We start from the raw sequence: 25906 nt of genomic DNA, 5'->3' as shown, positions 1-25906 counted from the left end.
CTGCGGCGCCAATAGCCATTGCGCCAATAGCGACGGCAGACCCGCCTCCACCCGCGTCGGCGACGGCGGCGGTGCCATCTGCGGTGCCGCACCAACTCGACGCCATCCTGGACACCGGGACCATCCGGGTCGAGAATATCGTCGGACGGTTTGTCGAGCTCGTCAAGAATGCCGGGCCCCGTATTCGGGATGCCGGCCAAGGCGGTGGCAGGACGCGCGATTGCGACGACGGTCGCAGCCCCTGCCAGCCCAAGCATTCCAGTCAGAAACAATCGCCGATCCATGCCAACCTCCATCGTTGATCATTGCGACAAGGGAAGACATAGAGCGGCTGATTGACGCGCCCAGATGCCGAAGAAAATTGGGTCAATCGCTCTGCCGTGCCGGCGGCGGGCCTTTTTGGGCGATCTCTGACAATCCACGCGGCCAATGCGCCTGTTCCCGGGGATCATTCCTCCGACAAGCCGGCCGCCGTTGCGGCCGTTTCAATGCTCACCGGCACGCCCTGGCGCAGGGAGTTGCTGACCGTGGAAATCGCCGCGGCCCTTGTGATGATCTCCGCCGGGTCGGAGCCGTCCAGCGTCGTGCATGAAACCGCCATGGTTGACGAGGTCGCGAGCAAAGGCTTGCCTTCGAGGTTCAGCGTCACGGTCACGGCGATCTTGTCGAGCGTTACGCCCATTTCCTCGGCGACGTAGCGAAGATCGTTGCAGAAGCAGCCGCCGATCGCCAGGGCAAGCAACTGGCCGCCATTGAAGCCCAGGCCCATGCCGCCGGCCTTGCCTTCGGGCCGGTCGACGATGATCGTGTGGCCGCCGGCCCAGCCCATGGCGGCTCGCGTGTCCTCCACATTGCGCAGTTCGACGGTCATCGAGACCATTGCGGATGTCCTCCCGGCAGGAGTCGACCAGGCTTCGGGCGTCGTCGACGTACGGTCATTATGCAGGCGCAGAGGCGCCCTTGTCGCTGGGCAATGCCGCGCCCGCCATGTCATCAAGGATCGGACAATCCGGCCTTTCGTCGCCGTGACAGGCATGAATCAGTTTCTGCAGCGTCGAGCGCATCGACTGCAACTCGCGCACTTTCTCCTCGATCGCCGTGACATGGGCGGCGGCGATTTCGCGCACGTTTTGGCTGGCGCGGCTGCGATCCTGGTAAAGCGCCATCAGCTGGCGGCAATCGTCGATGGAAAAGCCGAGATTGCGCGCGCGGCGCAGGAAGGCCAGCCGATGGATGTCGTCTCCGGAATAATCGCGGTAGCCGTTGGCGGCGCGTGCCGGGGCGATCAGGCCGATCTCTTCATAGTAACGGATGGTCTTGGCCGGCAGGCCGGAGCGGTGGGCGGCGTCACCGACATTCATGACGGTTCTCCTCGATTTCCAGGAACCCATGGAGCAGGCCCCTTGAATTTGCTTCACAATCCTGTGAGTCCTGTTGCCAAAATGCCATAGTGATACGCTTACCGGTACGTCAAGGCAGGCATATAGGCATCGCGCGCTTGGCAAGCAAAGCAAATGCCAGCATGAATGATGATGAGAGAGCGGCCGACTCGTGCCGCCGAGTTTGGGCGGGGCACCGGATCACCTGATGCGCATGAAGTCGTTTGCAATCATCGCCGCACTGGCGCTCTCCACTGCTATCGCCGGTTGCAGCACCATCGGCTCGCAGATCTTCTCCAACGACTACGGCGCGGTCACCGACGCCGGTTATCAGCTGCCGCGCATCCCGATCGAGAAAGTGCCGATGAAGTACCATCGGCAGGAAGTGAACTACGATAGCCCGGAAAAGCCGGGCACGATCATCGTCGATACGCAGAACAAGTTCCTTTATTTCATCGAGGGCGACGGAAGGGCCATTCGCTACGGCATCGGCGTCGGCCGCGAGGGCTTCGAGTGGCATGGCACCGCCCACATTGCGCTCAAGCGCGAATGGCCGACCTGGACGCCGCCGAGGCAGATGATCCAGCGCCAGCCGGAATTGGAAAAGTTTGCCGGCGGCATGGAGCCGGGCCTGAAGAACCCGCTCGGCGCGCGCGCCATGTACCTGTTCAACAAGGGCGGTGATTCAGGCTATCGCCTGCATGGCAGCCCGGAATGGAATTCGATCGGCAAGGCGATGTCGTCTGGCTGCATCCGGCTGATGAATCAGGACATTATCGACCTCTATGACCGCGCCTCGGTCGGCGCCAAGGTCATCGTTCTCTAGAGGCAGTTTTCGTACGCGGACCGTCTAGGCAACAACGGACGTCCCAAGCAGAAAACCGGGCAATTCGGCCCGGTTTTTTGTTGTTTGCGCGATGCGACGCCTGCTCGGCGGTCAGGACACCGCCGAAAACGCGGTGGGAACCAAAATTTGGTTGATGATTGTCTCGGTGATCTGGCCATCACGCTCGGAATCTTCCCGCGCCTGCGTCCAGGCAGGGTCCTTCACGAACGCCGTCCAACGCTCTTCGCGTTCGGCCAGCGATTCCCATGCCAGCATGTAGGTCAGTTCGTTGTTCGAAGCTCCGATCAGCGTGGTAAAGAAACCCGCTTGGCGGATACCGTGCTTTTCCCATAATTTGAGCGTGATCTTGTCGAAGCGATCAAGAAGCGCCGGCAAGCGTCCCGGCAAAGCCCGGTAAACCCGAAGTTCGTAGATCATTTTGGAGTTCCTTCTGACCGATGCGCCGGAAGCGAAGAAATCGGACCAGACGGTCAGCAGGGTAGAATTGTAAAAACGGGCGTCAGGAGACCTGCTCGACCTGCTGCACTTCCGGCACGAAATGGCGCAGAAGGTTCTGGATGCCGTGCTTCAGCGTCGCCGTCGATGACGGGCAGCCGGCGCAGGCACCCTTCATGTGCAGGAACACCGTGCCATTCTCGAAGCCGCGGAAGGTGATGTCGCCGCCATCCTGGGCGACCGCCGGGCGCACCCGCGTGTCGAGCAGCTCCTTGATGGTGATGACCAGCTCCTCGTCGGCCTTGTCGTAGAACTCACCGGTCTGGCTGGTCTCGGCGGCCGGGCCAGCCTTGGCCATGACGGGCGCGCCGGACATGAAATGCTCCATGATGGCGCCGAGGATCGCCGGCTTCAAATGCTGCCAGTCGGGGCCATCCTTGGTCACGGTGATGAAGTCATAGCCGAAGAAAACGCCGGTGACGCCAGGAATTTCGAACAGCCGGCCGGCCAGCGGCGAGGCGACGGCGGCGCTGTCGGCATCGCGGAAATCGGCGGTGCCTTCCACAAGCACTTCCTTGCCGGGCAGGAATTTCAGCGTCGCCGGGTTTGGCGTCGATTCGGTCTGGATGAACATGGCCGTCTCCGTGCCCGTTTGGGCATCTAGTTTGGAACAATTCTAAATAGGCTCAATTGGCTGGACATTCAAGCGAAACGCATCGCCGGAATGGCTGGCTGGCGGAATGTTTTTGCGCGCCCCTGGGACGCGCCCGAAGGTGTGTTGAGATTCAGGTCAGGCCGGCATCACCTGAAAATCAGCACACCTCAGGCCAGGCTGTCTATTTCCTCGTCCGAAAGGTTCTGCGGCACGACAGTCACCGGGATCGGGAAGGCGGCACCCTTGCCGGCCACGGCGCCGACCAGCGGTCCCGGGCCTTCCTTGCCCGCACCGGCGGCCAGCACCAGGATGGCGATGTCCTGGTCTTCCTCGATCAATTTGTGAATCTCTTCCGTCGGCTTGCCTTCGCGGACCACCATCTCGGGCTCGATGCCGAGCTTCTGGCGCACCTTGTTGGCATAGCTGTCGAGTGCGGCGCGCGCCGTGGCGTTGGCTTCCTCGCGCATGATCTTCTCGACACCCAGCCAATGCTGGAAATCGTCCGGCACGATGACATAGAGCAGCACCAGCGTGCCGCTGGTGCTCTGCGCCCGTTTCGAGGCATAGGCGACGGCACGCTCGCATTCCGGCGTGTCGTCGATGATCGTCAGGAATTTCCTGCGATGGCCGGCTTCGCGGCTGAGGCGTTTGGAGACCATGTCTATCTACTCGGTGTCTTGCGGCGCAATCTGCCACTGCGGCGGACCGGCGGCAAGCCGCCGGCCTTGTGCCAGTGCACCCGATGTCGCGATCAGCCCTGCAGCAGGCCGATAATGTCGCGCACCGTCTTCATCGTCGCTTCGGCCAGCACGCCGGCGCGCTCGCCGCCGTCCTTGAGCACCGCGTCGACATAGGCGCGGTCATCCGAAATGCGGCGCATCTCGCTGGCGATCGGCGCCAGTTTTTCCACAGCAAGATCGGCCAAGGCCGGCTTGAACACGGAAAACTGCTGGCCGGCGAATTGCTTGAGCACATCCGCCTTCGACATCTCGGCGAGACCCGCATAGATGCCGACCAGGTTTTCTGCCTCGGGCCGGCCGGCCAGGCCATCCAGCTCGCTCGGCAACGCTTCCGGATCGGTCTTGGCCTTGCGGATCTTCTTCGAGATGTCATCGGCGTCGTCGGTCAGGTTGATGCGCGACAGATCAGACGGGTCCGATTTGGACATCTTCTTGGAGCCGTCGCGCAGCGACATGATGCGCGCCGCCGGCCCGCCGATGACCGGCTCGGTCAGCGGGAAATAGCCGTTCACGGTCTCTTCGCCGATCTGCATCTCGACGCCGACGCCGAGCGCTGCGATACGGTCGGAGAAGTCGTTGTTGAATTTCTGCGCAATGTCGCGGGTGAGCTCCAGATGTTGTTTCTGGTCCTCACCGACAGGGACGTGGGTGGCACGGTAGAGCAGGATGTCGGCAGCCATCAGCGAGGGATAGGCGAGCAGGCCGAGCGAGGCATTCTCGCGGTCCTTGCCGGCCTTGTCCTTGAACTGCGTCATGCGGTTCATCCAGCCGATGCGCGCCACGCAATTGAAGATCCAGGCAAGCTCGGCGTGCTGCATGACCCGTGACTGGTTGAAGACGATGTGCTTCTTCGGATCGATGCCGGAGGCCAGGAACGCAGCGGTGATCGACCGCGTCTGGTCGGCCAGGTCTTCATAAACGAGTTGGGCTGTCAGCGAATGCAGGTCGACGACGCAATAGATGCAATCGGAGGTGTCCTGCAGGGCAACGAATTTCTTGATGGCGCCGAGATAATTGCCGAGATGCAGATTGCCGGTCGGCTGGACACCGGAAAAGACGAGTGGCTTGAAGGCGGTCATGATTGTCCTCATGGCTTGTGGAGGGCCGTATAAGCGTGATTCCGAAAAGTTGCAGACTTTTCGGAGCCAATCACGCGGCTGGAAACCGCGCGCGGCGAAAGTCTTGCGACGGCGCGCTTATGGACGAAGACGGCGCTGCGATCAAGACGGCGCTGCGAGCTTGCCCGGCCTACTCGTCCAGTTCGGTCTTTGCGATCGGTGGCGCCGACTTGCCAGATCCCCGCTTGACGTTGCGACGGATCATGCCGAAATCGGCGCCGCCGGTGGCAAATGCCGTGATGAAGTACAGCAGCGCCCCACCCGCGACCAGCGACAGCAGCGTCGTCGCCTTGACCACCAGCGGCGAGCCGGGCCCGAGCCTGACGGCGAACCAATGCTCGGCAAAATAGAGTGCTGCCCCCATCACGATAGCCGACAGCACCAGACGTGGAATGCGCTTCATCAGCGGCACGTCGCGGCCCCAGTGGCCGCGACGGATCAGGACGCCGAGCAGCATCACCGCGTTGACCCAGCCGGCGACGGCCGAGGCCACCGCGATGCCGGGCGCGCCCATCCGTGGAAACAGCGTCAGCGCCGTGGTGACGTTCACCGCCACCGAGATGGCGGCAAAGATCATCGGTGTACGCGTGTCCTCTCGGGCGAAATAGCCCGGCGTGAATGCCTTGATCAGCACGAAGGCCGGGAGGCCGAGGCCGAAGATCGCCAGGATCGCCGCCACCGTCGGCGTCGAGCCGTTGGCGGCGAACGCGCCGCGCTCATAGACCAGCCGTACGATCGGCTCCGACATCACCCAGAGTGCGGCGGCTGCCGGCAGCGTCAGGAACAGTGTGAACTCGACCGAGCGGTTTTGCAGATTGGCCGCCTCGATCAGATTGCCCGACTTCAGCGCGCGCGACAGTTCGGGCAACAGCACGATGGCGACCGCGACACCGACCACGCCGAGCGGCAACTGGTAGATGCGGTCGGCATAGGCGAGCGAGGACACCGCGCTGTTCTGCGCCGAGGCGATCGCCGTGCCGATCAGCTGGTTGATCTGTGTGATGCCGCCGGTGATGGCCGCCGGCAGCGCCAGGATCAGCAGCCGCTTGACCGCGGGCGTCATTTTGGGACGGCGAAAGCCGATCGAGATGCCGGCATGGCGCACTGCCACCCAGACGATCGCCAGCTGCACTAGTCCGGCGGCAAGCACGCCCCAGGACAGCCCGTAGCCGACTGTGAGGGCATCCGAGCCCTTGTACCAGGCATAGGCGAGCACGCCGATCAGGATGATGTTGAGGAACACCGGCGCCACGGCGGCGGCGAAATAGCGGCGCAGCGAATTCAGCATCCCCGCCATCATCGCGCCCAGCGACATGCAGATTAGATAGGGGAACATGATCGTCGCCAGCGTCACCGTGGTGTCGAACTTCCCCGGCGTGCCGGCAAACCCCGGCGCCACCAGATAGCGCACGATCAGCGGCATCGACAGTTCCATGATGATGGTCAGCGCCAGCAGCGCCGTGAACAGCACGCCGAACACTTCCTCGGAAAAGCGCTTGGCGCCTTCGGTGCCGTGGGTCTCGATCTCCTTGGCGAACAGCGGCACGAAGGCGGCGTTGAAGGCGCCCTCGGCAAACAGCCGGCGAAAGGTGTTGGGAAACTGGAAGGCGGCGTTGAAGGCATCGGCGACCGGTCCGGTGCCGAGTGCGGCGGCCATCAGCATCTCGCGGCCGAAACCGAGCGCGCGGCTCATCAGCGTGCCGGAAGCGACCGTTGCGAATTTCTTGACGAGGCTCATGCTTTTGGGAACTGCCTGCGGAATTGGGACAAAGTGATGGTCGTTGTCACTCGGCCGCCGCCCTGGACTTGCCGCCGCGTTCGGGCACGATGCCCTCGAGCGTTGCCATCAGCCGATTGCGGATGGTGGCGATGCGGGCCGGGCTATCTATCTTCTGGCCAGTGAGATCGGTGACATAGAAAGTGTCGATGACCTTTTCGCCAAAGGTGGTGATATGGGCCGATGCGATGTCAAGCGACAGGTCGGAAAGCGTTCCGGTGATCTCCGACAGCAGCCCAGGCCGGTCGAGGCCCTCGACCTCGATGACCGAAAAACGATTCGACAGCGTGTTGCGGATTTCGGCACGCGGCGGGATCTTGAACACCTTGGAGCCGCGCCGCGGCTTGGTGCGCTTCTCGATCATTTCCGGCAGCCAGCTCTTGCCCGACAGCACGTCCTCGATCAGCCGGCCGACACGCTCGGCACGCCGGCGCTCGTCCTCGTCGCGGTCGAATTCTCTGCTGATCAGGATCGTGTCGAGCGCACGGCCGTCCGACGTCGTGAAGATCTGCGCGTCGACAATGTTGCCGCCGGCCCCGGCGCACGCCCCGGCGATGACCGAGAGCAGGCGGGGGTGGTCCTGCGCCAGCACGGTGATTTCGGTCACCGCCTCGAACTGGTGGGTCTTGACCATGGTGGCAAGCTTGTTGCCTGACGCGTCAGCCTCACGAATGAATTCGGCATGGCGCAGCTGGTCTGCGAGATCGACGGTCAAAAGGTAATTCTCGTAGTGCTGGCCGACATAGCGCTTGCGGGTCTTGTCCGGCCAGTCGGCAAGCGCCTCGGCCAGACGCTCGCGCGCCGCCGCCGTGCGTTGCGCGCGCGACACTTCCGAAAACCCGCCGGTCAACAGCAATTCGGTCTCGTAGTAGAGCGTGCGCAGCAACTGGCCCTTCCAGCCGTTCCAGACACCCGGTCCGACGCCCCTGATGTCGCAGACGGTGAGGATCAAAAGCAGCTTCAGCCGCTCGACCGACTGCACGATCGCGGCGAAATCCTCGATGGTCTTGCGGTCGTTGAGGTCGCGGGTCTGGGCTGTCATCGACATCACGAGATGGTTCTCGACCAGCCAGGCAACGGTCTCGGTATCGGCAGGCGACAGCCCCATATGCGGACAGATACGGCGTGCGATCCTGGCCCCCGCCTCGGAATGATCCTCCGGCCTCCCCTTGGCGATGTCGTGCAGCAGTACGGCGACATAGAGCGCCTCGCGGCTCTTCTTCAGCCCCGGCATCAGCGTGTGCGACAGGGGATGGACCTTTTCGCCGTCGCCGCGTTCGATCTCGGCCAGCACGCCGATGCAGCGGATCAGATGCTCGTCCACCGTGTAGTGGTGGTACATCGAGAACTGCATCATGGCGACGATCTTGCCGAAATCCGGGATCAGCCTGCCGAGCAGCCCGGCCTCGTTCATGCGGCGCAGATTGAGTTCGGCATTGCGATCCGAGGTCAATATGTCGAGGAACAGCCGGTTGGCCTCCTCGTCGCGCCGCAGCGACTTGTTGACCAGGCCGAGCGAACGGGTCAGCAGCTTCAGCGCATCGGGGTGGAATTCCAGACCGTGCTTGTCGGCGAACCAGAACAGCCTGAGCAGATTGACCGGATCGCGCTCGAACACCTGGTCGTCGGCGATGTTGATGCGGTGGTTGTCGACAATGAAGTCCGACGTGCCGGCCAGCTTGCGCTTGCGCCGCGAGAAAGTCAGGAAGATGCGGTTGAAGCCCGGCACGTGCTTGGCCTGCTCCTCCTCGAGCGCGGCACAGAAGATGCGGGTCAGGTCGCCGACGTCCTTGGCAACGAGGAAGTAGTGCTTCATGAAGCGCTCGACCGCCGACAGGCCGGGGTGCGTGGTGTAGCCGAGCCGTTCGGCGATCTCGCGCTGGATGTCGAAATGCAGCCGCTCCTCGGCCTTGCCGGTGAGGAAATGCATGTGACAGCGTACCGCCCACAGGAAATCCTCGGCTTTCTGGAACTCGCGGTACTCGCCCTCGGTGAAGACGCCTTTATCGACCAATTCCTCGCCGGTGCGCACCCGGTAGAAATATTTGCCGATCCAGAACAGCGTCTGCAGATCGCGCAGGCCACCCTTGCCGTCCTTGACGTTGGGCTCGACCAGATAGCGGCTTTCGCCGGCCTTGGCATGGCGGTCATCGCGTTCGGCAAGCTTGGCCTGGACATATTCGGGGCCGGTCGTGCGCACCACCTCATGGTCGAAGCGCAGCATCAGTTCATCATAGAGCTTTTCCTCGCCCCACAGAAAACGTGCTTCGAGGATCGAGGTGCGGATGGTGACATCGGTGCGCGACAGGCGCAGGCATTCGTCGATATTGCGTGTGGCGTGGCCGACCTTCAGCCCCAGGTCCCACAGCATGTAGAGCATGTATTCGACTGTCTGTTCGCCCCACGGCGTCTGCTTGTAAGGCAGCAGGAACAACAGGTCGATGTCGGACCCCGGCGCCAGCGTTCCACGGCCGTAGCCGCCGACAGCGACGACGGCCATGCGCTCCGCGGAGGACGGGTTCTTGACCCGGTAGACATGGGTGACGGCGAAATCGTAAAGCGCCCGGATGATCTCGTCCATGAGATGCGACAGCCGCGCCGCGCAGGCGCTGCCGCCGCCATCGTCCCTCAGCATGCGTTCGGCAATGGCGCGCCCGTCCGCCAGTCGTCCCTTGAGCAGCTGGAGCACACCATTGCGCGCAGCCTGCCCTGAGCCGTCGCCCGCCGTGCCCGCGGTCAGCGCGGTCATCTCGCGGCGCAAGGCTTCGCCGTCGATCAATTCGTCGAGCTTCAGGGAGATTCTTGCCATATATCCAGTCGGCCTTGCCGTTTCGGCGGCGTCTATAGCGCGTTTTGGCGGCGCTGGGTATGGGGCGTTGAAGCCGGTTCAAGACCCGGCTGAGTTTTGGCTCGGATAAGTAAATGGAATGACCATTCTTCGCTTCAGTCGACCGAAATCGACAATGCGCTTGCCTATTCGCCGAGCCTCGGCTTTGACCCTCGCTATGGCTGTCTTTCTGCGTTTCCCGGTCCCGGCAGGTGCGGCGCACTGGATATCCCGCTTTTCTCTGAGCAGGCTTGGCAAATGGAGCGCCCTGTCGCCAAGGAACTGATCTTGCGCGCAGAGCGCAGGAACAAGCTGATAGATCGTCTCGCCTCGCAAAACCGAAAACTCGGGGTTGAAGACAAGGTCGTCGACAGCGATGCCGATCTCCTCGGTGGCCTTGATCAGGTCGAGCGCGGTTTGCCTGGAGATGATGTAGCCGGCGGTTCCTATATGTCCGGCGTCGAGTTTGGATGTGGAAAAGCCGTGACCGATGGCAATGCGCTTGCGTCGGATCACGGTCTTACAGAAGTAGCTTTCGAGCTTGACGACTTCGGCATCGGCTGGGATCCAGTCGCTGTCGCGAAGCAATGCGCCGGCTTTTGCGGCAAAGACGATGTCGTCCTCGAAAATCGCCCCGTAGCGGGCGTCGCCTTGCGCGATGACAGCCCAGCAGGCCCGGTGACTGAGCAGGCAGGCGATCTCGCCGTCAGTCAATGGCAGCCTGTTCCGATATCCGACATTTTGCGGCAGCTGGTCCAGCTCCGGCCGGTCGCGTGCGTCTATGGCCTGAACGCGTTCGAATGCAACGCCGATGCGGGCAAACTCCGCCGTCACACGGGCAAGGCGATCGGGAGACCGATCGAGATTGATGACCAGACGCTTCATTGCCGAAGAAAATCCCCACCCCCGCGACGCTCGCGCTTTCTAGCAGGCCTGGTGTTGCCGCGTGAGACTTTTTCTGGGGTGGATGGACGCGCCGTGGACCGGAGAAGAAAAGTCGAAACAGCCCTTGACCTTCCAGTTACTGGAAGCCCTATCTCCACGTCACACACCGATCCATCAAGGCATTTTCGAATGACGCATTCCGATCACGATCATCACGCGCACGGTAGCTGCTGCTCGACAAAAGGCGCCGTGCCCACCACGAAGAGCGTCGTCCGCGACCCGGTCTGCGGCATGACTGTCGATCCGGCGGCTGGCAAGCCGACGGTCGAACATGATGGCCATCTCTATCATTTCTGCAGCCAGGGCTGCCGCACGAAATTCGTCGCCGAACCGGAAGAATTCCTGACCGCCACCGATCCGGTCTGCGGCATGAGCGTCGACCGCGCGACAGCCAGGTACTTTGCCCGCCACGAAGGCCGGGGCTTCTATTTCTGCTCGGCCGCTTGCCAGGCGAAATTCGAGGCGGAGCCGCAAAAATATCTCGGCGGCAGGCCAGCACCGCAGCCGATGCCCAAGGGCACGCAATACACCTGCCCGATGCACCCGGAGATCGTCCGCGACAAGCCCGGATCCTGCCCGAAATGCGGCATGGCGCTGGAGCCGATGGGCATACCAACGGGTGACGAGGGTCCCAATCCGGAACTGGTCGATTTCACCAGGCGATTCTGGGTCAGTGCCGCTCTATCCGTCCCTTTGCTGGTCGTCGCCATGGCGCCGATGCTTGGCCTGACTTTCCAGGCTTTTGTCGACGAGCGGACGAAGGTCTGGCTTGAGCTGGCATTGGCCAGCCCCGTCGTGTTGTGGGCGGCACTGCCTTTCTTCCACCGCGGCTGGGATTCGCTCGTCAACCGCAGCCCCAACATGTGGACGCTGATCTCGCTCGGCGTCGGCGCTGCCTATCTCTACAGCGTCGTCGCCACGCTGTTTCCGGATATCTTTCCGCATCAGTTCCGCGGCCATGGCGGTGCGGTGCCGGTTTATTTCGAGGCTGCCGCCGTCATCGTCGCGCTGGTCTTCCTTGGCCAGGTGCTGGAGCTGCGCGCCCGTGAAAAGACCGGTTCGGCGATCCGCGCCTTGCTCGATCTCGCACCGAAGACAGCGCGGCTGATCGCCGCCGATGGTTCCGAAAACGACGTGCCTCTGGACGCCGTCAAGGCCGGCGATCGCCTGCGCATACGCCCCGGTGACGCCGTGCCGGTCGATGGCACGGTGCTGGAAGGACGGTCCTCGCTCGACGAATCGATGATCACGGGCGAGCCGTTGCCGGTCGAGAAGGTCGAGGGCGATGCGCTGACCGGCGGCACGCTCAACAAGAATGGTGCGCTGATCATGCGCGCTGAGAAGGTCGGCGCCGAGACGACGCTGGCGCGCATCGTCGAGCTCGTCGCCAAGGCGCAGCGCTCGCGCGCCCCGATCCAAGGGTTGGCTGATCGCGTTTCTTTCTACTTTGTCCCGGCCGTCGTCCTTGTCGCGATTGTCGCCTTCATCGCTTGGGCCGTGTTTGGACCCGAGCCCAGCCTGATCTTTGCCATCGTCTCGGCGGTGTCGGTGCTGATCATCGCTTGTCCCTGTGCGCTCGGCCTGGCGACGCCGATGTCGATCATGACCGCCACCGGGCGCGGGGCGCATGCCGGCGTGCTGATCAAGGAAGCCGCAGCACTCGAACGCTTCGCTTCCGTCGACACGCTGATCGTCGACAAAACGGGGACGCTGACCGAAGGCCGGCCGAAGCTGACCGATGTCGTCACGGCAAACGGCTTCTCCGAAGACGAATTACTGGCGCTTGCCGCGGGCCTGGAGAAAGGCTCGGAGCATCCGCTGGCTGAAGCCATCGTCGACGGCGCCGCTACGCGCGGCGTGACCGTTGCAGAGGCCAGCGGCTTCGAGGCGGTCACCGGGAAGGGTGTGTCCGGTTCGGTCTCGGGAAAGACGGTCGCGCTCGGGAACGCCGCGATGATGGCCGACCTTGGCGTCGACATCGCATCCATCTCGGCCAAGGCCGAGGCGCTGCAACTCGAAGGCAAGACGGCGATGTTCGTTGCTGTCGACAAAAAACCGGCCGGCATCGTCGCCGTCGCCGACCCTATCAAGACAACGACGGCCGAGGCGATCAAGGCGCTGCATGAAAGCGGCTTGCGGATCGTCATGGCGACCGGCGACAATGAACGCACGGCCAACGCGATCGCAAGAAGCCTCGGCATCGACGAGGTCCGCGCCGGCCTGCTGCCGGAACAGAAGGCAGCCCTTGTCGAGGAACTGCGCGCAAAAGGCACCGGCGTTGCCATGGCCGGCGACGGCGTCAACGATGCACCGGCCCTTGCCGCCGCCGATGTCGGCATCGCCATGGGCACCGGCGCCGATGTCGCCGTCGAAAGCGCCGGCATCACCTTGGTCAAAGGCGACCTCAACGGCATCGTGCGGGCGCGCACGCTGGCTCAGGCGACGATCCGCAACATCCGCCAGAACCTGTTCTTTGCCTTCCTCTACAACGTGCTTGGCGTGCCGGTCGCCGCCGGCGTGCTCTATCCGCTCACCGGCACGCTTCTGTCGCCGATGCTGGCAGCGGCGGCGATGAGCCTGTCCTCGGTGTCGGTGATCGCAAACGCATTGCGGCTGAGAACATTGAAACTCTGATCCAAGCCCCCAAATACGAAACCCATCCACAGGAGACCATGTATGACCTTCGCCAAAAAACTCGTGCTGCTGCTGATGGCGGCCGGAATGCTGGTTGCCGTCTTCCTCGAAAGCGTTCCGGCGCAGAGCGAAGAGATGAAACACGACATGGGCGCCATGGCGACGGACGCGACCAGTCCTTCGACGGAAGGCTACAAGGCGGCGATGGACAAGATGCATGCCGACATGATGGCGTCCGACTACACCGGCAATGCCGACGTCGATTTCGTCAGAGGCATGATCCCGCACCATCAGGGTGCGATCGACATGGCCAAGGTTGAACTTGCCAATGGCAAGGACCCGGAAATCCGCAAGCTGGCCGAAGGCGTCATCGCCGCGCAGAAAGCAGAGATCAAGCAGATGCAGGCCTGGCTCGCCGCCCATCCGGTGAAGTAAGTCTTCAGCCATCGCCAGCGCGGCGAGAACGCCTCTGGATTTATCGCCCAGCCTGTGATGCGATCCGGCCCCAACTGGAGCCCGCCATGCCGACCATCAGAACCACCAAACTGTCCTCCGGCGAAGCCGTTCAGGTGCTTGGCCAGGGCACATGGAAGATGGGCGAAGATTCCCGTCGCCGCGCCGATGAGGTCAATGCCCTCAAGCTCGGCCTCGACCTCGGCATCACGTTGATCGACACCGCCGAAATGTATGCCAGCGGCGGTGCCGAGGAGGTGGTGGCCGAAGCCATTGCCGGGCGCCGCGACGAGACCTTCCTGGTCTCGAAAGTGCTACCGTCGAACGCCTCGCGCGCGGGCGTGCAGCGCGCCTGCGAAAACAGCCTGAAACGCCTGCGCACCGACCGCATCGATCTCTATCTCTTGCATTGGCCCGGCAGCGTGCCATTGACGGAAACCGTCGCGGCCTTCGAGGCCCTGAAAAAGGCCGGCAAGATCCGCCACTGGGGCGTCAGCAATTACGACACCGACGAGATGGAAGAGCTGATCGGCCTGCCCGATGGCGGCAATGTCCAGACCAACCAGGTGCTCTACAATTTGGTCCGGCGTGGCCTCGAATTCGATCTGGCGCCCTGGAGCCGGCAGCGCGGCATCCCCTTGATGGCCTATTCTCCGGTCGAGCAGGGTGCGTTGGCGCGCAATGCCAGGCTCGAAGCCATCGCCGTCCGCCACAATGCGACCCCAGCGCAAATCGCCCTGGCCTGGGTGATGCATCAGGAGGGCGTCATCGCCATCCCGAAGGCCAGCAGCGAGGAGCATGTCCGCCAGAATGTCGCTGCGCTCGACATCAAGCTTGCGCCGCAGGACATCGCCGATCTCGACCGCGCCTTCCCGCCACCAGCGCGCAAGCGCGGGTTGGAGATGATCTGACTATGTCCCCGCCAACCCCTTCAGCCGGTAGAGCGCTTCCAGCGCCTCGCGTGGCGTCATTTCGTCCGGGTTGATGTCGCCGAGTGCCGCGCCCAGCGCGTCGCTCTTGATCGGCTTCGGCGCTTCTCGCTTCACCGCCACCGAAAACAATGGAAGATCGTCGACCAGCCGGTTGGTCTTGCCCGAAACTTCGCCCTCTTCCAGTTGGTGCAGCACTTCCTTGGCCCGGTCGACCACCGCTTCCGGCAGGCCGGCCAGCCGCGCCACCTGCACGCCGTAGGAGCGGTCGGCGGCACCCTTGCCGACCTCGTGCAGGAAGACGACGTCGTTTTCCCATTCCTTGACCCGCATGGTGACGTTGGAGAGACGCGCCAGCTTGCCGGCCAGCGAGGTCATTTCGTGGAAATGGGTGGCGAAGATTGCCCGGCAGCGGTTCTTCTCATGCAGATATTCAACCGCGGCCCAGGCGATCGACAGGCCATCGAAAGTGGCGGTGCCGCGGCCGATCTCGTCGAGGATCACCAGTGCGCGCTCGCCGGCCTGGTTGAGGATCGCTGCCGTCTCGACCATCTCGACCATGAAGGTCGAGCGGCCGCGCGCCAGATCGTCCGAGGCGCCGACACGCGAGAACAGCCGGTCGACGACGCCGATATGGGCCGATGTCGCCGGCACGAACGAGCCGGTCTGGGCCAGGATGGCGATCAGCGCGTTTTGCCGCAGGAATGTCGATTTACCGCCCATGTTCGGGCCGGTCAAAAGCCAGATCGCGCCGTTCCGGGCAGCTCCCTCCGGCGACAGGTCGCAATCATTGGCGACGAACGGGCCTTCGCCGGAGCGGCGCAAGGCCTGTTCGACCACCGGATGCCGCCCGCCCGTAATCTCGAAGGCAAGGCTCGAATCCACCACCGGCCGGCACCAGGCTTCGCTTTCCGACAGAAGCGCGAGCGCCGCGGAGACATCGAGCACGGCCAGCGCATCGGCGCCGGCACGGATCTTCTCCGCTTCGCCGACCGCTTCCGTCGTCAGCGCCTCGAAGGCGGCCAGTTCGATGTTGAGCGCCCGGTCGGCGGCATTGGCGATCTTGGTCTCGAGCTCGGCAAGCTCGGTCGTGGTAAAGCGCATGGCGTTGGCCATGGTCTGGCGGTGGATGAAGCGCGCCTTGGCGCCATCGCTGCTGGTCATCACCGCATGATGGTTGGCGGTCACCTCGATATAGTAGCCAAGCACATTGTTGTGCCGGATTTTCAGCGAGCGGATGCCGGTCTCGTCGATCAGCGAGCGTTCCAGCCCGGCGATCACCTTTCGCGATTCGTCGCGCAGCGCCCGCATTTCGTCGAGATCGGCATGGTAGCCGCCACGAACGAAGCCGCCGTCGCGCTTGAGCAGCGGCAGTTCGTCGCCAAGTGCCTGCATTAGATGCTGCGAAAGCGCTTGGGGCAGTGCATGGATGGCGGCCAATGCCGCCGCAAGTTCCGGGGGCAGGGCGGTGGCGGCAAAGATTTCGGCGATCGCGCCTGCAGCCTCGAAGCCGGCGCGCAGCGCGCCGAGGTCGCGCGGCCCACCCCGGTTGAGCGCCAGCCTGGACAGCGCGCGGGGCATGTCGGCAACGCTCTTCAGGCTCGACCGCACCGCCTGGCAAAGTCGCGTTTCGGAACGGAAGAACGACACTGAGTCCAGCCTGGCGCCGATCGCCGCCGGGTCGGTCAGCGGCGCCATCAGCCGGTCGGCGAGCAGCCTTGCGCCGCCGCCGGTCACCGTGCGGTCGATCGCCTTGAACAGCGAGCCTTCGCGGCTGCCCGACAACGTGCGCAGCAGTTCCAGATTGCCGCGTGTCGCCGGATCGATGAACAGGGTCGAACCCTGCTCCTCGCGTTCGGGCCGCGACAGCGGCGGGCGCTCCGCTTTCTGCGTCTTCTCGACATAGGCAATGGCGCCCGAGATCGCCGACAGTTCGGCGCGCGAAAAGGCGCCAAAACTGTCCGGCGTCGCCACATCGAAGAAGCGGGCGATGCGCCCTGTCGCCGACGCCGAATCGAACAGTGACGGAGGTTGCGGGCTGGCGACGCGGCCGAGCACGTCGAACACCGGCTTCAGCTCCGGATCGTGGAACACTGGCTCGGCAACGATCAACTCACGCGGATCGACACGGAAGATGTCAGCCAAAAGCCGGTCGGCGGTGGTGTCGGTGACGCGGAAGGCGCCGGTCGAGATGTCGATCCAGGCCAGCGCAAAGGAGTGGTCCGCTCCGCCTTTCACCCGCCCCAGCGCCATCAGGAAGCTCGATTCCGACGGCGCCAGCAATTTGTCCTCGGTGATGGTGCCTGGTGTCACCAGCCGCACCACATCGCGGCGCACCACCGATTTGCCGCCGCGTTTCTTCGCCTCGGCCGGATCCTCGATCTGTTCGCAGACGGCAACGCGGAAACCCTGGCCGATCAGCTTCTGCAGATAGTCGTCAGCAGCATGCACCGGCACGCCGCACATCGGAATGTCGAGCCCTTGATACTTGCCGCGCTTGGTCAAGACGATGCCCAGCGCCCGGCTCGCCTTCTCGGCATCGTCGAAGAACAGCTCGTAGAAATCGCCCATGCGGTAGAACAGCAGCGAATCCGGGTTTGCCGCCTTGATCTCGATGAATTGCTCGATCATCGGCGTGGCGCCGGCGTGGGCGGTCGGCACCGGCGTCATCGCCTCGGGGGCGTCTGGCTCGTTCGGGCTGTGCATGTTCATGCGCCGCACGCTAGCAGATGTGATCGCGCGGTTTAATGCCGGGGCTTCGAAAAACAGGGGACGACCGGGACGGCAGGATGCCCGCAATCGCGCGTACCAACCGCGATTCCGCACGCTGGCGGTTTACACGCGGCGGCGCGTGGTCTTAATTCGGTCCGACACAAAGCACCCGCTTCAACGAGGTGCTGCACCGGTGAGGAAATCAAGTACATCATGGCCAGGAAAACCGAGAACAGCGGTCCGTCCGTCAGTGCGCAGGAAGCGCTCGAATTCCACGCCATGGGTCGGCCGGGCAAGCTGGAGGTCGTCGCCACCAAGCCCATGGCAACGCAGCGCGACCTTAGCCTCGCCTATTCGCCTGGTGTCGCGGTTCCGGTCCTGGCCATCGCCGAAGACCCCTCGCGCGCCTTCGACTACACGACGCGCGGCAATATGGTCGCAGTCATCTCCAACGGCACAGCCATCCTCGGCCTTGGCAATCTCGGCGCGCTGGCCTCCAAGCCGGTGATGGAGGGCAAGGCGGTGCTGTTCAAGCGCTTCGCCGATGTCGATTCCATCGACCTCGAGGTCGACACCGAGGACGCCGACGAGTTCATCAACTGCGTGCGTTTCCTCGGGCCCTCTTTCGGCGGCATCAATCTCGAGGACATCAAGGCGCCGGAATGCTTCATCATCGAGCAGCGGCTGCGCGAATTGATGGACATTCCGGTCTTCCATGACGACCAGCACGGCACTGCGATCATCTCCGCCGCCGGCCTGATCAACGCGCTGGAGATCACCGGTCGCGACATGAAGACCACGAAAATGGTCTGCAACGGCGCCGGCGCCGCCGGCATCGCCTGCATCGAGCTGATGAAGGCGATGGGCTTTTCGCCCGAAAACATCATCCTGTGCGACACCAAGGGCGTGGTTTTCCAGGGCCGCACCGAAGGCATGAACCAGTGGAAATCGGCGCATGCGGTCAAGACCGAGGCGCGCAGCCTCGCCGAGGCGCTCGACGGCGCCGACGTCTTCCTCGGCCTCTCCGCCAAGGGCGCGCTGACCACCGCCATGGTGCAGTCGATGGCCAAGAACCCGATCATCTTCGCCATGGCCAATCCCGACCCGGAAATCACGCCGGAGGAGGTCGCCGAAATCCGCACAGACGCCATCATGGCCACAGGGCGTTCCGATTATCCCAATCAGGTCAACAACGTGCTCGGCTTCCCCTATATCTTCCGCGGCGCGCTGGATGTCAGGGCAACCACCATCAATGACGACATGAAGATCGCCGCCGCCCAGGCGCTGGCGGCACTGGCGCGCCAGGACGTGCCCGACGACGTCGCCGCCGCCTATCAGGGCAATCGGCCGAAATTCGGCCCCAACTACATCATCCCGGTGCCGTTCGACCCGCGCCTGATCTCGGCCATTCCGATTGCGGTCGCCAAGGCGGCGATGGATTCAGGCGTCGCCCGCAAGCCGATCCTTGACCTCGACCGTTACGCGCAGGAACTGTCGGCCCGCCGCGACCCAATCGCCTCGACCCTGCAGCGCATCTACGACCGCGTGCGCCGCCAGCCCAAGCGCATCGTCTTCGCCGAGGGCGAGGAGGAACAGGTCATGCGCGCCGCCGTCTCCTATGTGAACCAGAAGCTCGGCACCGCCATCCTGCTCGGCCGCGACGACGTCATCAAGGAAAACGCCAAGCACGCCGGCATCGATCTCAACAAGCAAGGCATCGAGATCATCAATGCAAGGCTGTCGCGCCGCAACGGCATCTACACCGACTACCTCTACGAGCGCATGCAGCGCAAAGGCTTCCTGTTTCGCGACTGCCAGCGGCTGATCAACAACGATCGCAACCACTTTGCCGCCTGCATGGTGGCGCTGGGTGACGCCGACGGCATCGTCACCGGCGTCACCCGCAACTATTCGACCGCGCTCGACGACATCCGCCGCGTCATCGATGCCAAGCCCGGCCACCGCGTCATCGGCGTCTCGATCGTGCTGGCGCGGGGCAAGACCGTGCTGGTCGCCGACACCGCCGTGCACGATATGCCGAACGCCGAGCAGATCGCCGACATCGCCGAGGAGGCGGCAGGCTTTGCCCGCCGCATGGGTTATGAGCCGAGGCTCGCCATGCTCGCCTATTCCACCTTCGGCCATCCGCAGGGCGAACGCTCCGAGCGCGTCCAGGAAGCCGTGCGCATCCTCGACAAGCGCCGCGTCGATTTCGAATATGACGGCGAAATGGCCGCCGACGTCGCCCTCAACGCCCGCGCCATGGCGCAATATCCGTTCATCCGCCTGACCGGCCCGGCCAATGTGCTGATCATGCCGGCGTTCCACTCGGCCTCGATTTCGACCAAGATGTTGCAGGAACTCGGCGGCTCGACGGTGATCGGGCCGCTGCTGGTCGGCCTGAACAAGCCGGTTCAGATCGTGTCGCTGAATGCCAAGGACAGCGATATCGTCAACATGGCGGCGATCGCGGCGTACACGGCGGGGACTTGAGGGGCATCACTCCGGTGCTGAGACTGCTCCTTGATTACTCAAGAATGAGTTTGTCAGCCAAACTCGTTCTGATTCGTTTCGATCCCAATCCTGTAAGGCGGTAGTTGCCGCTGCCTATCTTCACAATTTGCCTGACTGTTGGCGATGAGAGATTTTGAAGTGTTGTGGTAACGGTTGACGGAGCGCGCTTAGCCGCCTTGCCGATTTCAGTGCGTGAAAATCCAATTTCACCTGCGTAATGTAAAAGGACGAGAATCTCCTCCTCAGCGGTTAGGTCGGTTCGCTGGACCAAAATAACGTCTTCAAACAGGCCGATACAGGGGACATCAAACTGCAGAAGCTCTCTAATTGCCCGCGCGACCTGCTCTCGATCACCTCTCCAGAAGATTCGTAGGGTCTCGTTCATTACCCATCTAATGCACTCTACTATAAGACGGGCATCCATGTGATTTGGGCCGTAGTTAGGAGATATATGTACCGCCCCTCGTTGGCTCCGAAATTTGTAAACTGTTCTTAGGACGCGCCCGACATGCAAAGCGTCATGCCGAGGGCTTATGGCATGAGGAACTTGGTCATTTTCTAGATATTTGACGCAATCATCAAACGGCTTGGTATGGCTTAGATTCCCACTATCTATATGATAGTAGATCCGCGCCGCAATTTCACAGAATTGACCTCCATCGAGCTCTGCTGGCTCCCAATCACGTTGAATGAAGCGTCGCTCTGCTGAAATAAACTCGTCAACGATCTGTGTACAAAGTAAATGATCGAATGGGGGGCTAAGCTCTCTGACGAGTTTGCTCTTTTCAATAAGTCCCATCGTATTAAGGCGCCGGAGAAAGAGTTTCCACTATAAGCTCTTGAACCTTCCTAATGCCGGCGTCGGTCAGGAACCACTCAGTAGAAGACTTTGTGGTATCATCGCCAACTAGGGCCGGGTTTTTTGTCTTAAAAGTTCCCAGGTCACGTGAAATATTGCTCGGCCTAATTGTTCCTGACTGCTTGAATTTTCGGTTAAAAGTATTTGAAAGTTGTGTTATAGACAGCTGCGCATATTCCAGTTCCTGGGAGACTACATAAATTAGCCACAGAGCTTTTGATGCCGCATTCCAGTCTTGTTTTGGATTGCCGTATTTTGCTGGATCATGTCTCCACTCGATTGTAGGCGTCTCAACGGAGTTTTGGGGCTCACCCCCTGATCTCTTCGTACGTCGCGGCTTTCTACTTTTGGTCACGTCACGGTCGGAGTTGTCGATAGTTAATGGGTGCTGCCGTCCATTGCCCGTACTCAATGGATCACCCTCAACTATCGCAGCCGAAGGTTGAATTAAGCCTGCAATCTGCTGTCCCACATTTTGTGCGATCAAAGGAATGTCGTCTTTTGAGCCTTCGACTTCCAATTCAAAACCCTGGAGTTTCATCTTGATCTTAAACTTCGACATCATTCCTCCCCCATCGAATCTACATATCCCAAAGGTTAGTTCTACGTCAAAAAAAGTAAAATGAAAAATGGGTCATGCGGAACAGACACCAGTGCTCATTTTGTCGATCGATTGCGCACTGACCAACAGCGGCCGATTCAGCGCCCACGTTTGCCATAAGACATTGATAAGATTCAGCTGATATAGGGAAGCTCTTGCCGCATGCCGTGACGGCATCCACGGCGCGCTCAGACCGCCAAATGGGGGTGCGGCCATGAAGCATGACGGAGTTTCTTTATCCGTGGTCGGCGAGCGAGCCTACCATGACGAGCGATTGGATGCTTTGCTCAGCATCACCGGGCGGATGGACGGCTACCTCTACCGCTGCCGCAACGACGCCTCCTACACCATGCTCTACATCAGCGACGGCATTCTCACCGTCAGCGGTTACCGGCCAAGCGATTTTATTCACAACGCGGTGCGCGACTACGTCTCGGCCATCCACCCGGATGACTTGCCCTCGGTCTATGCCGCTGTCGATGCCGCGCTCGAGGCGCGCTGCAACTGGAACGTCGACTACCGCATCGTGCCAAGGGCCGGCGAACCGCTCTGGGTCCGCGAGATCGGCGGCGGTGTCTGGGACGATGCCGGCGAACTCGAGTTTCTGGAAGGCTTCGTCGTCGACATCAGCGACCGCAAGGTGGTCGAGGACCTCAACGCCCAGCTGCTCCTGGACCTGAAGACCGCCAATGAGGAACTGTCGGCGCAAAAGCGCGAGATCGAGGTGGCGAAGCAGCAGAGCGATCATTCGGCCAACCACGATGCATTGACCGACTTGCCCAACCGGCGCGCCTTCCACGACGAACTGAAATCGGTGGTCGCCCGCTGCGGCGCCACCGGCGAGGCGGCGGGTCTTCTATTCATCGACCTCGACCGGTTCAAGGAAGTCAACGACACGCTCGGCCACGAGGCCGGCGATGCGCTGCTTCAGCGCGTCTCGAGCCAGCTTCGCTCGATCCTGCGCAGCGCCGATTTCGTGGCTCGGCTTGGCGGTGACGAGTTCGCCTTCCTGTTCTCGGGCGACGCCGATCTGGCACAGCAGAAGGCCGTGCGCGTCGCCGAACGCATCCTGGAAAGGTTGCGGATCAAGGTTCCGACGCCGAATGGCGAGATCCAGGTCGGCTGCACCGTTGGCGTGGCCATGTATCCGGCGGAAGCCACCGATTCCGAGGCGCTGATCGCGCTCGCCGACCGGCTGATGTACATCGGAAAAAAGAGCGGCCGCAACCGGCTGGTCACCGCCAGGGAAATGGCGCCGCAACAACCATCGTCCGGTCCTCGCCACTCGATAAGCAAGACTGCCTAGGCGCGCGCCTTATCAAGGGCGCGCTGCCTTCAGCCCGGCGCGAATACGCGCGCGGCCTCGACGACCTCGTCCACCTGATCCTGCCGCAGCAAGTCGATCGGGACGCGGCCGTCGAGCTGCGCCGAGGGCCGCGTCAGCCACAGCCATGCGAGCCTCGGATTGGTGATCAGGGATAGCACGTCGCGAATGCCTGCAACCGGCCGGCCGTCGACGAACTGCGCCAGCGGGAAGACATGTTTGCGGCCGCCCTTGCGCAAGGCGATGACCTCACCCCGCCGCTGCCAGCGGTGCAGGGTCGAGCGGGCGATGCGCAGATGCTCTTCCAGATAGGTCGAACCGGCGACGCGGCCGGCCCAGTCCTCGATCAGCATCGATTCGAGATCGTCGGACTTTGGCAGCGAAGGAGGCTCGACATCGGCCAACGGGGTCGTCGGCGGATTTGTCACGCCGGCAATACCGGCTTCGCTGCGGCGCGCGGCTTCCGCCGCCAGCGCGCGCACGAATTTCGACGCCAGGCCGGGCAGGTCGGCATGGATGGCGTCGATGGCGCGCTGGTGCTTCGGTGACAGCAAGGTGACGGCGGACGCTATGCTGCCGGCGATCTTGCCGACCGAGACCATGGTGGGCTTGTTGATGGCCTCGTCATAGTGGGCAAGTGCACGTTCGACGTCTTCCGCGACCATCTCCGCGAAGTCGTCCTGCTTGAGGCCCTGGATTTGAAATCTGTTCATGCATCTGTCTTCTGGCCGCGCGCTCCCCCTCAGTTGCGGCCGATTGTTGAACTTCTAGTGCGGAAAACGGAAATCGCGGCGGCAACCGGTCCGGCCGCCCGACAGCATGCTGTCCAGCATTTCTTGACACCCCAACTGACTGAGGGCGCACCGAAATGTCAGTCGCGGGACGCCCAGATTGCGTGTAGGTGCGATGTATGACAACTGCGCGACGGTGAGGGGCGGCAGCTTGACGGTTGTTAAAGCAACCCCGCCTGCTCAGCCTCGCGGCGCAGATTCTGCCGGGGCCTGGGGCCGATCTGCTGGATCACCAATCCGGCCGCCAGTGAGCCAAGGTCGCCGCAGGTTTGCAGGTCGCGGCCTTGTGTGTAGCCATGCAGGAAGCCGGCGGCATAGAGATCGCCGGCGCCCGTCGTGTCGACCAGTTCCTTGATGGCGGTCGCCTTGATCACCACCGTCTCGTCGCCGCGCACGATCACGGAGCCTTTTTCCGAGCGGGTCACGGCGGCGATCCGGCAATCCTTGCGGATCTGCGCCAGCGCCTCGTCGAACGAGGATGTCTGGTAGAGCGATTTGATCTCGTGGCTGTTGGCAAAGACGATGTCGACCGTGCCCGAACGCATCAGTTCGAGGAATTCGTCGCGGTAGCGGTCGACGCAGAACGAATCCGACAGCGTCATCGACACTTCGCGGCCTGCTGCGTGCGCCAGCTTCGCCGTCTGGCGGATCGCTTCCTTGGCGCGCGGCGGGTCCCACAGATAGCCTTCGAAATAGGTGACCTTGGCGCCAGAAGCCTTGTCGGCCTCGACATCCTCCGGCCCAAGCTCGACGCAGGCGCCGAGATAGGTGTTCATCGAACGCTCGCCGTCAGGGGTGACGAAGATCATCGACCGCGCCGTCGGCGGCTCGCCCTTGAGCGGCGTGGTGTCGAAGGCGACGCCCTGTGCATGGATGTCGTGCGCGTAGATTTCGCCCAGCGCATCGTTGGAGACCTTGCCGAAGAAGGCGGCGCGGCCGCCGAAGCTGGCGACGCCGGCCGCCGTGTTGCCGGCGCTGCCGCCGGACGCCTCGATCGCCGGGCCCATGCGGCTGTAGAGCAGTTCGGCGCGTTGTGTGTCGATGAGGTTCATCGCGCCCTTGATGATGCCGTTGGTCTCGAGGAATTCCTCGTCGCACTGGGCGATGATGTCGACAATGGCATTGCCGATGCAAAGCACGTCATAATCCGGCATCAAAATCTCCGCCAAAAACCCGGGCCGGCTTCTTGCCACGCCGGCCCGGCGCGGGTCTAGCGATTTGAAACCGGTTTGCCTAGGGCGTGACACGCAACTTTGGCGGAACAGGCAAAGGCGCATCAGCCGCGAGGCGCTATGACAATTCGACCGTGGCCGAAGCATTTCATCGCCGCACCGCCTATAAGCCTGGATCAGACGATCCCGCTTCGAAGGCGAGCCAGCCCCCAATGTCTACAAAAAGCATGTCGACGAAGAACGAGCCTGCAAAAAACGATCTGACCACCGACCTGGTACTGCTCGTCGTGCTGGCAGTGCTCTGGGGCGCCTCCTACACCTTCATCAAGATCGGCGTCGAAACCATCCCGCCGGTCACCTTCATTGCCGCCCGCACCCTGATCGCTGGCGGCATCCTGTTGGCCATCATCCGCTGGCGCGGGCTCGCCTTGCCGGGCGATGCTGCAAGCTGGCGCCGCTTCGCCTTCCAGGCCTGCCTCAACAGCGTTATTCCGTTCACCCTGATCGCCGCGGCCGAACGCTCGGTCGATGCCGGCCTCGCCACCATCCTCAACGCGACCTCGCCGATCTTCACCTTCCTCTTGACCGCGCTCATCACCCGCCACGAGCCGGTCACCTTGCGCAAACTGATCGGTGTGGGCGCCGGCATTGCCGGCATCTGCCTCATTATCGGCACGCAGGCGCTGAGTGGCCTCGGTCATGAATTGTGGGCGCAATTGGCAATCGTCGCCGCGACGGTCTGCTATGCCGGGGCCGCCATTTTCGGCCGTGGTTTCAAGGGCCTCGACCCAATGCTACCGGCCGCCGGTTCCATGCTGTGCGGCGCCGTCATCCTCGTGCCGCTCAGTCTGGTGTTCGACCAGCCGTGGACGCTGGCGCCATCGACCGCGTCGATCCTGGCCCTGCTCGGCCTGTCGGTCTTTTCCACCGCGCTGGCCTTCGTTATCTATTTCCGCCTCATCCACACGCTGGGTTCGGTCGGCACCACCTCGCAGGCCTATCTGCGCGTGCCGATCGGCGTCGGCATCGGCGCTCTCTTCCTCGGCGAAAGTCTTGGTTCGACGGCATGGCTGGGCATGGGTTTTGTCGTGGCCGGGGTCGCTGCCATGACCATCCCGGTTCGAAAGCCGGCGTTTGCGCGGTAAACGCCAGCCCGCTTGTGCTCATGGCCTGCGCTGCCTATCTCGGAAGCAT

21 protein-coding genes are annotated in these 25906 nt (G+C 62.7%); 7 read left to right on the top strand and 14 right to left on the bottom strand.

From position 1 onward, the window contains the following. Positions 1-448: 448 nt before the first annotated feature. Positions 449-880, bottom strand: a complete 432-nt coding sequence (locus tag AC0NIL_RS01000) for an OsmC family protein (protein WP_063171104.1) — start codon at positions 878-880, stop codon at positions 449-451. Positions 881-938: 58 nt separating this feature from the next. After that, positions 939-1361, bottom strand: a complete 423-nt coding sequence (gene cueR, locus AC0NIL_RS00995) for a Cu(I)-responsive transcriptional regulator (protein WP_024501803.1) — start codon at positions 1359-1361, stop codon at positions 939-941. Between the two features lie 226 nt (positions 1362-1587). On the opposite strand from cueR, the gene AC0NIL_RS00990 reads away from it, so the two are divergent. Further along, positions 1588-2205 (top strand): L,D-transpeptidase, encoded by a 618-nt coding sequence (locus AC0NIL_RS00990; protein ID WP_013528066.1) that lies wholly within the window; start codon positions 1588-1590, stop codon positions 2203-2205. Positions 2206-2316: 111 nt separating this feature from the next. Here the strand turns inward: AC0NIL_RS00990 and AC0NIL_RS00985 are convergent, their stop codons facing one another. The 7 genes from AC0NIL_RS00985 to AC0NIL_RS00955 form a co-directional block, all read right to left on the bottom strand. After that, complete coding sequence (locus AC0NIL_RS00985) at positions 2317-2643, bottom strand: NIPSNAP family protein (RefSeq protein WP_013528065.1); 327 nt, start codon at positions 2641-2643, stop codon at positions 2317-2319. A gap of 82 nt (positions 2644-2725) precedes the next feature. Next, a complete protein-coding gene (locus tag AC0NIL_RS00980) occupies positions 2726-3295 on the bottom strand; it encodes a NifU family protein (RefSeq protein ID WP_013528064.1) in 570 nt (189 codons plus the stop codon). Between the two features lie 188 nt (positions 3296-3483). After that, entirely contained in the window at positions 3484-3975 is a 492-nt protein-coding gene (locus AC0NIL_RS00975; protein ID WP_013528063.1) for a universal stress protein, read from the bottom strand. A 92-nt stretch (positions 3976-4067) separates the two neighbouring features. Next, positions 4068-5135 carry a tryptophan--tRNA ligase gene (gene trpS, locus AC0NIL_RS00970; RefSeq protein WP_063173534.1) on the bottom strand — a complete coding sequence of 356 codons (1068 nt, stop codon included), beginning with the start codon at positions 5133-5135 and terminating at the stop codon, positions 4068-4070. A gap of 169 nt (positions 5136-5304) precedes the next feature. Next, on the bottom strand, positions 5305-6912 hold the full coding sequence (gene murJ / locus AC0NIL_RS00965) for a murein biosynthesis integral membrane protein MurJ (RefSeq protein ID WP_024501802.1): 1608 nt from the start codon (positions 6910-6912) through the stop codon (positions 5305-5307). Positions 6913-6958: 46 nt separating this feature from the next. Next, positions 6959-9760, bottom strand: coding sequence for a [protein-PII] uridylyltransferase (locus tag AC0NIL_RS00960; RefSeq protein WP_063171105.1), 2802 nt, complete (start codon positions 9758-9760; stop codon positions 6959-6961). A gap of 78 nt (positions 9761-9838) precedes the next feature. Next, the gene (locus tag AC0NIL_RS00955) at positions 9839-10663 is read right to left on the bottom strand and encodes a glycosyltransferase family 25 protein (RefSeq protein ID WP_024501800.1); all 825 of its coding nucleotides are present in this window, start codon (positions 10661-10663) and stop codon (positions 9839-9841) included. A 189-nt stretch (positions 10664-10852) separates the two neighbouring features. Between AC0NIL_RS00955 and AC0NIL_RS00950 the strand changes: the two genes are divergently transcribed. The 3 genes from AC0NIL_RS00950 to AC0NIL_RS00940 all read left to right on the top strand — a co-directional run bounded on the left by AC0NIL_RS00950 (position 10853) and on the right by AC0NIL_RS00940 (position 14721). Next, positions 10853-13357 (top strand): heavy metal translocating P-type ATPase, encoded by a 2505-nt coding sequence (locus tag AC0NIL_RS00950; RefSeq protein ID WP_275954140.1) that lies wholly within the window; start codon positions 10853-10855, stop codon positions 13355-13357. Positions 13358-13399: 42 nt separating this feature from the next. Further along, positions 13400-13792 carry a CopM family metallochaperone gene (gene copM, locus AC0NIL_RS00945; RefSeq protein WP_224673728.1) on the top strand — a complete coding sequence of 131 codons (393 nt, stop codon included), beginning with the start codon at positions 13400-13402 and terminating at the stop codon, positions 13790-13792. Positions 13793-13878: 86 nt separating this feature from the next. Next, positions 13879-14721 carry an aldo/keto reductase gene (locus tag AC0NIL_RS00940; protein WP_473574191.1) on the top strand — a complete coding sequence of 281 codons (843 nt, stop codon included), beginning with the start codon at positions 13879-13881 and terminating at the stop codon, positions 14719-14721. On the opposite strand, the gene mutS is transcribed toward AC0NIL_RS00940, so the two are convergent. After that, on the bottom strand, positions 14722-17451 hold the full coding sequence (gene mutS / locus AC0NIL_RS00935) for a DNA mismatch repair protein MutS (protein ID WP_275954138.1): 2730 nt from the start codon (positions 17449-17451) through the stop codon (positions 14722-14724). A 213-nt stretch (positions 17452-17664) separates the two neighbouring features. On the opposite strand from mutS, the gene AC0NIL_RS00930 reads away from it, so the two are divergent. Next, positions 17665-19944 carry an NADP-dependent malic enzyme gene (locus tag AC0NIL_RS00930; protein ID WP_024501796.1) on the top strand — a complete coding sequence of 760 codons (2280 nt, stop codon included), beginning with the start codon at positions 17665-17667 and terminating at the stop codon, positions 19942-19944. 34 nt (positions 19945-19978) lie between these two features. Here the strand turns inward: AC0NIL_RS00930 and AC0NIL_RS00925 are convergent, their stop codons facing one another. Both AC0NIL_RS00925 and AC0NIL_RS00920 read right to left on the bottom strand, forming a co-directional pair. Then, entirely contained in the window at positions 19979-20764 is a 786-nt protein-coding gene (locus AC0NIL_RS00925; RefSeq protein WP_275954137.1) for a hypothetical protein, read from the bottom strand. Between the two features lie 4 nt (positions 20765-20768). Continuing rightward, on the bottom strand, positions 20769-21389 hold the full coding sequence (locus AC0NIL_RS00920) for a hypothetical protein (protein ID WP_474048363.1): 621 nt from the start codon (positions 21387-21389) through the stop codon (positions 20769-20771). Positions 21390-21639: 250 nt separating this feature from the next. On the opposite strand from AC0NIL_RS00920, the gene AC0NIL_RS00915 reads away from it, so the two are divergent. Then, a complete protein-coding gene (locus tag AC0NIL_RS00915) occupies positions 21640-22731 on the top strand; it encodes a sensor domain-containing diguanylate cyclase (protein ID WP_275954135.1) in 1092 nt (363 codons plus the stop codon). Between the two features lie 29 nt (positions 22732-22760). Here AC0NIL_RS00915 and AC0NIL_RS00910 read toward each other — a convergent pair whose 3' ends face one another. Further along, positions 22761-23462 (bottom strand): antitoxin Xre/MbcA/ParS-like domain-containing protein, encoded by a 702-nt coding sequence (locus AC0NIL_RS00910; RefSeq protein WP_013528053.1) that lies wholly within the window; start codon positions 23460-23462, stop codon positions 22761-22763. 239 nt (positions 23463-23701) lie between these two features. Then, positions 23702-24694, bottom strand: a complete 993-nt coding sequence (locus AC0NIL_RS00905) for an adenosine kinase (protein WP_013528052.1) — start codon at positions 24692-24694, stop codon at positions 23702-23704. Positions 24695-24924: 230 nt separating this feature from the next. Here AC0NIL_RS00905 and AC0NIL_RS00900 point away from each other — a divergent pair, with 230 nt between their 5' ends. Further along, positions 24925-25857, top strand: coding sequence for a DMT family transporter (locus AC0NIL_RS00900; RefSeq protein ID WP_013528051.1), 933 nt, complete (start codon positions 24925-24927; stop codon positions 25855-25857). The last annotated feature ends 49 nt before the right edge of the window (positions 25858-25906 follow it).

The sequence above is a fragment of the Mesorhizobium sp. WSM1343 genome, assembly GCF_055901535.1.
Note: the sequence above shows the minus strand (reverse complement) of the source record. Positions and strands in the feature narration are given on the sequence as shown.